This is a genomic window from Candidatus Babeliales bacterium (assembly GCA_016929235.1).
Taxonomy (GTDB): domain Bacteria; phylum Babelota; class Babeliae; order Babelales; family JABCYS01; genus JAFGJD01.
Window position 1 is genome coordinate 45196 of sequence record JAFGJD010000002.1, and the last position, 9908, is coordinate 55103.

Annotated in this window: 9 protein-coding genes and 2 rRNA genes; 5 read left to right on the top strand and 6 right to left on the bottom strand. The window is 42.3% G+C overall.

The window, feature by feature from the left end:
- Nucleotides 1-37: 37 nt before the first annotated feature.
- The gene (locus JW872_00435) at nucleotides 38-3355 is read left to right on the top strand and encodes a hypothetical protein (GenBank protein MBN1549109.1); all 3318 of its coding nucleotides are present in this window, start codon (nucleotides 38-40) and stop codon (nucleotides 3353-3355) included.
- On the top strand, nucleotides 3348-3599 hold the full coding sequence (locus tag JW872_00440; protein ID MBN1549110.1) for a helix-hairpin-helix domain-containing protein: 252 nt from the start codon (nucleotides 3348-3350) through the stop codon (nucleotides 3597-3599). Before JW872_00435 ends, JW872_00440 begins: the two co-directional genes overlap by 8 nt.
- Here the strand turns inward: JW872_00440 and JW872_00445 are convergent.
- Nucleotides 3596-4441, bottom strand: a complete 846-nt coding sequence (locus JW872_00445; protein ID MBN1549111.1) for a hypothetical protein — start codon at nucleotides 4439-4441, stop codon at nucleotides 3596-3598. The genes JW872_00440 and JW872_00445 overlap by 4 nt on opposite strands.
- Nucleotides 4442-4530: 89 nt before the next feature.
- Here JW872_00445 and JW872_00450 point away from each other — a divergent pair, with 89 nt between their 5' ends.
- The 3 genes from JW872_00450 to speD all read left to right on the top strand — a co-directional run bounded on the left by JW872_00450 (nucleotide 4531) and on the right by speD (nucleotide 6384).
- On the top strand, nucleotides 4531-5220 hold the full coding sequence (locus JW872_00450) for a TVP38/TMEM64 family protein (GenBank protein MBN1549112.1): 690 nt from the start codon (nucleotides 4531-4533) through the stop codon (nucleotides 5218-5220).
- A gap of 95 nt (nucleotides 5221-5315) precedes the next feature.
- Nucleotides 5316-5828, top strand: a complete 513-nt coding sequence (locus JW872_00455) for a hypothetical protein (GenBank protein MBN1549113.1) — start codon at nucleotides 5316-5318, stop codon at nucleotides 5826-5828.
- Between the two features lie 91 nt (nucleotides 5829-5919).
- Entirely contained in the window at nucleotides 5920-6384 is a 465-nt protein-coding gene (gene speD / locus JW872_00460; GenBank protein MBN1549114.1) for an adenosylmethionine decarboxylase, read from the top strand.
- Nucleotides 6385-6420: 36 nt separating this feature from the next.
- On the opposite strand, the gene JW872_00465 is transcribed toward speD, so the two are convergent.
- The 5 genes from JW872_00465 to JW872_00485 form a co-directional block, all read right to left on the bottom strand.
- Nucleotides 6421-6771, bottom strand: coding sequence for a hypothetical protein (locus JW872_00465; GenBank protein ID MBN1549115.1), 351 nt, complete (start codon nucleotides 6769-6771; stop codon nucleotides 6421-6423).
- A 207-nt stretch (nucleotides 6772-6978) separates the two neighbouring features.
- A complete protein-coding gene (locus JW872_00470; protein MBN1549116.1) occupies nucleotides 6979-7785 on the bottom strand; it encodes a hypothetical protein in 807 nt (268 codons plus the stop codon).
- A gap of 82 nt (nucleotides 7786-7867) precedes the next feature.
- Nucleotides 7868-9199 (bottom strand): hypothetical protein, encoded by a 1332-nt coding sequence (locus JW872_00475; protein MBN1549117.1) that lies wholly within the window; start codon nucleotides 9197-9199, stop codon nucleotides 7868-7870.
- Between the two features lie 107 nt (nucleotides 9200-9306).
- Nucleotides 9307-9421: ribosomal RNA gene (gene rrf, locus JW872_00480) — 5S ribosomal RNA — on the bottom strand.
- Nucleotides 9422-9511: 90 nt separating this feature from the next.
- Nucleotides 9512-9908: ribosomal RNA gene (locus tag JW872_00485) — 23S ribosomal RNA — on the bottom strand; the annotation flags it as partial.

Consider the following 9908-nt stretch of genomic DNA (forward strand, 5'->3'; position numbering starts at 1 on the left):
ACTATGGATTTTATCTATTCCAGAAGGACTGTTTCATATGAACATTACCAAAACAAAGCTTTTTTGGATCCTGGCCACGTTAGTTTCACTCACTGGCATTGCTTTTACCATTAAATATTTTAAGCGTGCCTTTCCTATAGCAAATGTTGAGGTCTCAGTTGATAGAGCCGATGCACTAGAAAAAGCCCGATACCACGCTACTTCGTATGGCATAGGCCCTGACACTTATGCTGCTGCCGCTTCCTTTGAAAACGACCGTAACGTACAAAACTATATCGAACTTGAGGCTGGCGGTAGTGAAGCCTTTAATGAGGTAATCAAGGGATCCTTGTATGCACCATTTACATGGCATGTGCGCCATTTTAATGAAGGTAGTGCTCATGAATGTACTTTCTATTTCAAACCAGATGGAACTCCTTATGGTTTTGTAGAAAAACTTCCCGAAGAAACCTCCCTGCCGTCACTCGCAGCCCACACAGCACAAAAGAAAGCTGAGGCTCTAGCACAACAATGGAATATCGATCTTGCACTGTTTGAGAGTATTGAGACGGCAAAAGACGAAAAGCCCAACGGTCGTGTCGATTACACCTTTGTGTATGAGCAGCAACACGTATCAATAGGCGAAGGAAAATACCGGCTCACACTTTCAGTTTCGGGTAATAAGGTAACCGGAATACAGCACACTATTAAAATCCCTGAATCATTCTTCCTGCGCTATGAAGAAATGCGTTCGGCTAATACAACGCTCGCAACTGCAGCAAGCCTATTAATGTATCTTTTATATCTCATTTTGGGCTGCTTCATTGGGCTTTTTATATTAATGCGCAAGCGCTACGTTTTGTGGAAACAACCATTGATTTGGACGGGAATCATGGCAACGCTTTCACTAGCAAAAATATTTAATGAAATTCCACTACATTGGATGTTCTATGATACCGCCGTATCCAAAGTACAATTTCTTGTCACAACACTGATTGGATCATTCATATCTATGCTATTCAGTGCTCTAATATTTCTCCTTTCTGCAGCCGCAGCAGAAAGTCTTACACGGATGGCATTTGGCAATCAGATACAACTATGGAAGTTATGGAAACCATCAATCGGCAACACTGTTTCTGTGCTTGGAAGAACCATTGGTGGATATCTCATTGTCGGTCTTCACCTTGCCTTCATCGTTTTAATGTATCTTTTTTCTCGTTCTATTTTGGGCTGGTGGGTGCCTTCAGATACTATGATCGACCCTAATATTCTTGCAACGTATATACCATGGCTACCATCAGTAACCGACGCACTACACGCAGGGTTTTGGGAAGAATGTTTGTTTCGGGCAGTTCCTTTGGCAGGAGCAGCACTGCTTGGCCGCAAATTTAAAAAAGAACGCTTATTCATTGTCATTGGCTTCATAATCCAAATTCTGATCTTTGGTGCTGCTCACGCCAATTATGCAACGCAACCATTTTACGGTCGCTTAGTAGAGCTGATTATTCCAAGTACTATTTTTGGTGCTGTGTACCTAATGTTCGGATTATTACCATCGATTCTATCACATTTTGTATTTGACCTAATTCTCATGTCACAACCTCTTTTTGCTTCAGCATCCTCGGGATCAATTGTCGATAAATTTTTCGTGATAGCGTGTGGAAGCATACCCCTTTTTGTTGTGGCCTATCGCTGGTGGCAAGCAGGAAACTGGCATTCAATTTCACATACAGCATACAACAAAGCATGGCAGCCATCACAAGCCCACAATCATGCTGTACACGCCACGCATACATTTACCCAACTATCACCAACTCGTGCAACGAAGCAGAAACTATGCGGCATTGCTATCTTTGCAACGCTTACGTGGGCCATTGTAACACCGTGGAAACAAAATGCTCCCACAATGTCCATTTCTAGAAGTACAGCAATAACACGTGCAACCGAGGCGCTTGCACATTCAGACATTAAACTGGAACATCCATGGCAACCACTTGCCCAAATTGTCGGCGTGGTGGGAACACCAGGGCGGTTTGTATGGCAAGAAACTAATACTCAAACATATGAACGACTTGTACAACAGCATTACTTAGACGAGCCAACATGGTTGATACGGTTTGTTCGATTTACTGGTTCCGTTGATGACCGTAGAGAGGAATACCATATCTTTGTCGATGGTATAGGATCCGTCCTACGAGTTAGACATGTAGTGCCAGAATCATTCAAAGGAGAATCTCTCAGTGAGACGCAAGCTCGAACAAAAGTTCATAAGGCTCTTAAAGATATTCTCAATAAAGACATAGAATCGCTTAAGGAGATTTCAGCCATTCCAACAAAACTTCCAGAACGCACCGACTGGCAGTTTACCTTCTCTGACAAAACAATATTCGAACATGGTGGAGGAGAAGCCCGCATCTCCGTGACAGTAAGCGGCAATATCGTGTCAGATATTGCACGACATATTCATGTGCCAGAAGCGTGGGAACGTAATGACCGAAGTACAATGAATTTACTTCAAAACATCTCAGGCCTTAGTTCAACCTTACTTAGACTAATGTTTATTGTGATAACACTCTTTATTCTCATGAACAGCCTATTTGCCGGTGGATTCTTCCTAAAAAGTCTAGGCATATTATTTTCCTTATGGTGCATCAATAGCATCAATGCATGGCAATCAGTCCTCTTTGCTATTTCGCCCATCAGACCTTTTGGGCAACAGGTAGGATCCATAGCAGGAAGTATGATTATTATGTTATTGCTTGAGGGTGCATGTCTCGCATTATTGGTAGCATTCGTCCAAAAGCACAGCAAAAAAACCTATGTATATAACCGCAGTCTGCTTGCAGCAGGCGCTGGTGCTGTTGGTGGTATGATCTTTGCAACACTTCGGCACTTCACACAAATAGAACCGACATGGGCAATGTATAGCGCATGGTCACAGTATGCCCCTGCATTAGGAACGGCATTGTCATTAATTGCAGCTTTTATTCGCTCAAGTATTTTATTTATGAGTCTCCTTACAATGCTAAACTACCTCAGAACAAAACGTCCAATCTCAGATATCGCACTTCTTCTGATTTGGCTTATAATCGGTTTGTTACTTGTTGCTAATTTTGGCATTACCAGCGTTCTTGGTTGGATAATTGCAGGTCTCGCGCTTGGCTACACACTCAATATCACCTACCGATTTATATGGAGTTTTGATCCAGCACTAGGCATCTTTGTTATTGCCACAACGACTATATTATCCGCGCTACAAGCTGCCATTTTGTCAGCTTATCCAGTAGCAACTATTGGTAATATTGTCGCGACTTGTTTGATTTATGCACTTGCAACTAGAGGCTATCTCTTATTGCATAGAAATCATCATGACTAATAAACAGCTCCAAGAAATTCCTGGGGTTGGACCAAGTATTGCGCAAGACCTTTGGGATCTTGGCATACGCAAGATTGGTGACTTGCGCCTCCGCAACCCAGAGCAGATGTACAAAGAATTATGCGCTCTGCGTGGAATGCATATCGATCGTTGTGTTTTGTATGTTTTTCGATGTGCTGTATATTATGCGTCACATGATAAACACACCCCAGCATTACTTAAATGGTGGAATTGGAAAGACTAAAGATTGTCACTTTCGTTGATACGTTTTGTTTTTGCAAGTACATTTTCTGCGTAACGTTTCCTATCAGAACCCGTCCCCCTTGCACTAGTCATGAGCCTGCGCCTCTCGTTCTCTTCTCGTGTATCAGCATAATCTAGATCGCGAGCAGCTAACGCACGAGATTGCCCTCGTAAGGCATGAAAGGCTGTAAGAAATTTTGCAATCGATGGCTCATCAGCTAAAACAACGACATTTTCCCAACTGGCCTTTTCAGCTTGCCCAGTAAAATTAAAGGAGCCCGTCCAACATAGAGGCCTGTTTGCTCTTTCATTTTCACCAAAAAGAAAGAATTTGTTATGCATAACAACAAAATTACACTCTCCATCTTTCTTGCGCTCACGTGTTTCATTGAAAACAGTTGCTCTCCTGACCTGACATCCATGATTCACCAGATAGAGCAGCGCGCGAGGACAAGGAGCTGCGGGATTATCTCTTCTATAGCGCTGGTCAACAACAAGATGTACCGGAACATCTCTTCCTTGTGCCTCTGCAAGCGCGCGTGCAACTCTACCAAAGTTGAATTCAAAAACAGCCCCAGAAACTGATTCCCGTTCTTCTCTCACCAACGCACAAAATAGATCTGCTATGCCCGTCTCATTCAGCACGCCACCATATGGAGAAGAAACAACCGCAAGCGGGTAAACCCGTTGCCCTTCACCAGACGCCTCACCATCATCCCGAATAGCAAGTGCATCGATTTCTTGAGCCGCCGCAGCTACGTCAGGATCATCCATGCCATACGAAACAGATACCAAAAGTAATGATGAAACAATTATAAATAATGGTAAAAAATATTTCTTCATAAATTGAACTATCCTAGCATTGTGTGAAACGACCGCGCTATGGTAGTATAGTTTGCACTTGAAGTCACGCCATTTTATCTCGGAATAGTATGAACACAAAATACCGCAATAGAATCATCATTCTTGTTCTTTTAATATCCGCTTTCGGATTACTACATTATTTTGGCTTTACTTCGTATCTTTCAACGACATATTTGAAAGAGTTTGCAGAGAATGCTCGTGAGTTTGCTAGTGACAATTATATGTCATCTGTCCTTTCATTCATTGGCTTATTGACACTCTTGCTAGCATTTTCGATACCTGCTGGCATTCTAGTTCCAATCATCGGAGGGTTTTTGTTTGGCTGGATTCCGGGAGCTTTCTATTCCGTTATTGGAGCCACGCTTGGAGCAACGTGCTCGTTTCTTATGGCTCGCTATTTTATTGGCGATTACATTCACGAACGCTATACAAAACGGCTTGAAAAATTCAATACTGAGTTGAATAACTATGGCTACCTGTATCTAATAGGTTTGCACTTTTTTCCCGTAACTCCATTTTTCATTCTCAATATTTTAGCTGGTGCAACAAACATTTCCGCCAAGACCTTTATGTGGACAACTCTGGTAGGAGTCACGCCAGCGTACCTGATTTATAGCTATATTGGACAACAATTGATTTCTATAGAAAACTTCACTGCCATGGTTTCTACTAAAATTATTGCCGCATTTATTGTTCTCAAAATCCTTTCGCTCACCACACTGCTTCTTGGAAGATTTGGCATACGGAGACACTCATAAAATACCAGTCGATAACCTAGATTGAATGTTCATTACAATATGGTACCATGTCTTTGGTATAGTTTGTTTTTTTCTTTAATTATGGGATTTTATCTATGCACAATAAACTACACATCTTACTTCTTGCCAGTTTTACTATGACATCGCTTAATACATTAGCCATGGACGGTGCCGCCCAAAAACTAAAAGAGGGGGGCGCTGCCGTACTAGATGCAGCTGAGGCCGCTGATGGAAGCATGCAGATCAATACTACCGGCTTTAGAACAGTACAAATCATTGGCACGGTCATGTTGGCTTCAGGTATTTTTGGACAAGCAATAAAAGCATTTGAACACGACACTGGGCTCAAGCTTTCCTCATGGGCTCCTATTAAGCACATTGAAGCACTCCTTGGTAGTATTTTCATCGGATATATTGCAAGCGATCTTGCAGATGATGGTAAAGTAAATTCACCTATTTCTAGTGTTCAAGACAGAGATGGGCATATCACATGGCGATCATTGTTGGGCTTTTTCACTCGCAAGGCTCTCTGGACAATCCCTGCATACGCTGGATGGATTGGCGTAGATCAGGCAGTAAAACGTCCGGCTACAAATGAACGTAAATAAAGAGTTGCAACTCTGAGCAATGAGCAGTATATACAAAAGTGATTACCTGTTGTTATTGTCTTTCTCATAAAAATGGAGAAAAAATAATATCATGTACAAGATCCAAAGACTCTTTTGTACAGCAACACTAACGATTGTATCGGCTGCTCTTTGTTCCAATTCGGTTGATAGTATTTCACATGTCCCTCATTCACAACAGCCTCAAGAATCATTTTTGAAATTAGGCGAGCATATTATTGCAGAATTTCGCTACTGCAATAACCTGAATGCATTTGAAGAAATTGAAGAAGTCTTACACAATGCTGCCATAGCCGCAAACGCAACCATTCTTGGCATCGAAAAACATAAATTTTCACCATGTGGCATGTCAGGCATTGTACTTCTTCAAGAGTCACATATTTCCATTCATACATGGCCTGAATACGATTATGTTGCAATTGATATCTTCACTTGTGGAGAACATGTACACACTGATAAAGCACTCGCAGTATTGAAAGAATTCTTTGAGCCCAAAGAAGTAATCTCAGCCAAACTTAATCGTGGCTTTACAAAATAGTAAGGCCCTCGTCATTCGAAGATCATCTTCCCTTTGCTATTCCCATTGGCCATAGTCGAGACGGCGACTAATAAACTGACCAAAGAACTCTGCTGGCTCTACTGATGGATAGCGTTCAGAAAACGTTTCCAGGGGACTTTTGCCTGATTTAGTATCTCTACAACAAACCATCCGCCAAGCATCTTCTGTTGGAAGATCGAGCAACCTACCCAAGACATCTGTATTTCCCTCAACAATCGCCTGGTTAAGCTGGTCACTTGTCACACAGAATTCTTCTCGAAACGGCCTGAATTCTGGATCCTTCATCAGAATTGTCATAAAATCAGTGGCTGCGAGAGGTAGGAACAAACCCCCTAAAAAGCCGTAGACAAAAGACTTTATCTTCATATCGATGCCTTTCCTCATGATGCTGTCTTTCCGGACATAGTTTACATAAAGTAAATTGATTTCTTTTAAGCCACCTAAGTTGTATCACAAATAGAATTGCTTCTCAAAAGGGGCCCAACCTATAAACTCTCTTCCCTGGGATATAAACAAAAAAGGCCCCATTTAAGGGGCCTTTATATTGAACAAAAGCTTTTTATTTATCTTTTTTTACCGTCTTGTCCATGATGTAGCCATATCATCACTATTAGGATCATCCAGAAGCGCTCGCATCATTGCATGAGCAAAAGGAGCATCTGGATCAAGAACGGCATAGTAACCGCCAGTACCACACTGCAATCGAGAGTGTAAGTTTCGAAGGTCCCTCAATCTTGCTTTATCAGGAGTACCATCAGCATGCTCAAACCCAGCACTTCTCAAGACCTCATGTTCTTCCCATTTCAGCCCTGCATGAACTTGTCTATCATAGCAGTTAGTAGTGCGGCCGCCACCATATTGTGCATAAGAATTACAATGACGTTCTGTACGAGTTTCCCTTTGTCCACCAAAAACCTTTACTAGTGCGCGTCCAGCTAATTCAAGCTGCGCGGAACTTAGCCGTATGCTACCAAGAGTACCCGTCGACTTATACTCATACTTCAATGAGTCTCTGTAACGTGCATACTCTTGTGCAGTATGATCTGCTCTGTCTACAAGTCCAGCTTGGAAGGCAGCACACGATTCTGCCCATCGTGCATCATCGCTATCATCGAGCCAGCCCCGCGCCATAGCGCGTTCGACAAAGGAAGACTCTCCTAACGCCTCAGGAGCAACCCCATGACATGCCCACACGGCAAGAGCCGCTTCGCGCCCTACATCCTCATAACGACGATCCGCTTGCCCACCTACTGCAAGCAGAGCAAGTGATGCCCACATCGCAAAGGCCTTATTCAACCACGCGGGCATTGCCCACAACATGCGGGAAGAAAGCAATAAAAACAAACCGCCCAAGACCTGGGCGAAACGTGTACGTTTCATATAAAATCCCTTCCGTATAAAAAAACATACTACGATGTTGGATCATAGCAAAGAGATATAAAAAATGAAACAAAAAACTAGATCAACATACCGTCGTATTTTGGGATACTGCATGTTCATATTGCTGTGCAATATCTCGCGCGATATAAAACCAGGCTGCCGCTAAAAGAAGACCAACACTGCTTGCACATGTAAGGAAAAGAGACAGACCCGCAAGCGGCCCGAATAGCTGTATCAAAGGAAATTTCAATGCGGTTATTGTTGATGCCATTGCCTTGGAACCGCGACCGGCAAAGACTTCAATCCATGCTTGTGTTTTCCGTCGAGCATCTTTAGTCGTTGGGATATATAATTGTTTTACCGAAGGTTGATTCAACGAATAGTTGAATGCCTTAAAACACAATACTACACCAAATGATACTGCCATAATCGGCTTGCTCCACCAGACAATTATTCCAATACCAGAAAGAATTGGCATTAACATAAGTGATGCTTTGATACCAAGTTTACGCTGTATACTACTAACACCAAATAATAACGAACACGTAGAAAGTATTCCTACCGCTACGGCAAACTGTGCTAAGTATTCTGATCGCAGAGCCTCAATCGGAAATGCATTTTTGACCTGAACTTTAAAATATAGATCCACCAATGTTGTAATAGTTTCATACAAACCCGCAATCAACAAAATCCTAAGCAAATAACGATGCTGTATCAAAAGTTGAAGACCCTCAAAAAATCCAGGGCGACCCTGTGTCGTTTTTGCCGGATGAAATTCAGATGCTGGTGTTGTCTTCATAAAGAACCACATTAAAACACCTATACATGCAATAAGGATTGCTATAATGACAACAATAGGTGCACTATTTTGAAATCCTAATCGACGGGCTCGTAAGAACCATGGTCCAATGATATTCCCAAATTGAGCACATAGAAAAATCAAAGGGAACCCACGCTTACCAGACTCTGGTGTAGATACCTCGGCAGCAATTGCCCAAAATAAAGGAACAAACATTGTCCCAGCGCTTTCAACAAAAACATACCATAACCACCCAATAATACGTGTTGGACTTTCAACCGTATTAGGTATCCCATATATAGGATCGTTTAAAAAGTACGCAAAGCACAAAGAACTCAGTGCATAGATAACGGTCAACATGTAGAATGCACGATGGAGAGTCATGTTTTCTACAATTTTTCCGTAAATCGTTAAAACACAAAGTAACACAAAGAGAGAAAATATTTTTGCAAACCCCGTATACTCGGCCCCGACAATCGATCCAAAGATCCCATCTTTAAGCGCAAGCATTGCCCAATAAGTAGCAATCAAACATCCGAATATAACGCCAAGGAACGAATACTTTCTGAACTCAGCTTGGCTTTCAAATCGACCAAAAATTGATGCTAAAAACAAATCCACTCCTCATGCCTAGGTTTCCTAGACATAGTATAGCTTAGAATAAACATTAGGATTGTCCAAAAAAAACCCCGAAGTTTTACCTTCGAGGTTTTATAATTAGATCCTGGCAGTACCTACTCTTCCAGCCCGTCACCAGGCAAGTACAATCGGCGTTGCAGACTTAACTACCGTATTCGGAATGGGAACGGGTATTTCCCTACAACTATTCCCACCAGGAAACTTATATATCAATTTTTCCTGTGTTCGAAATATTCGTAACGTAATAATAAACTTGAGTTTTTATCTCTTTTTACAAAGACATTTAGCGTGATTAAAACATTCGACCTATTAGTACCAGTTAGCTCAATACATTACTGCACTTACACACCTGGCCTATCAACCTTGTAGTCTTCAAGGGGTCTTATCATCAGCCGAAGCTGATTCGGGGTATCTCATCTTGAGTCGGGCTTCCCACTTAGATGCTTTCAGCGGTTATCCCTTATAAACTTAGCTACCCAGCGCTGCTCTTGGTGAACAACTGGAACACTAGAGGTTTACCCATTCCGGTCCTCTCGTACTAGGAACAGACTCTCTCAAATACCCTACGCCCACGACGGATAAGGACCGAACTGTCTTGCGACGTTCTGAACCCAGCTCGCGTACCGCTTTAATTGGCGAACAGCCAAACCCTTGGGACCTTCTCCAGCCCCAGGATGCGATGAGC

Excerpts from the sequence above, each read along its gene's own strand:
- JW872_00435 (MBN1549109.1), top strand. The coding sequence starts at position 38 with ATGAACATTACCAAAACAAAGCTTTTTTGGATCCTGGCCACGTTAGTT.
- JW872_00440 (MBN1549110.1), top strand. The coding sequence starts at position 3,348 with ATGACTAATAAACAGCTCCAAGAAATTCCTGGGGTTGGACCAAGTATT.
- JW872_00445 (MBN1549111.1), bottom strand. The coding sequence starts at position 4,441 with ATGAAGAAATATTTTTTACCATTATTTATAATTGTTTCATCATTACTT.
- JW872_00450 (MBN1549112.1), top strand. The coding sequence starts at position 4,531 with ATGAACACAAAATACCGCAATAGAATCATCATTCTTGTTCTTTTAATA.
- JW872_00455 (MBN1549113.1), top strand. The coding sequence starts at position 5,316 with ATGCACAATAAACTACACATCTTACTTCTTGCCAGTTTTACTATGACA.
- speD (MBN1549114.1), top strand. The coding sequence starts at position 5,920 with ATGTACAAGATCCAAAGACTCTTTTGTACAGCAACACTAACGATTGTA.
- JW872_00465 (MBN1549115.1), bottom strand. The coding sequence starts at position 6,771 with ATGAAGATAAAGTCTTTTGTCTACGGCTTTTTAGGGGGTTTGTTCCTA.
- JW872_00470 (MBN1549116.1), bottom strand. The coding sequence starts at position 7,785 with ATGAAACGTACACGTTTCGCCCAGGTCTTGGGCGGTTTGTTTTTATTG.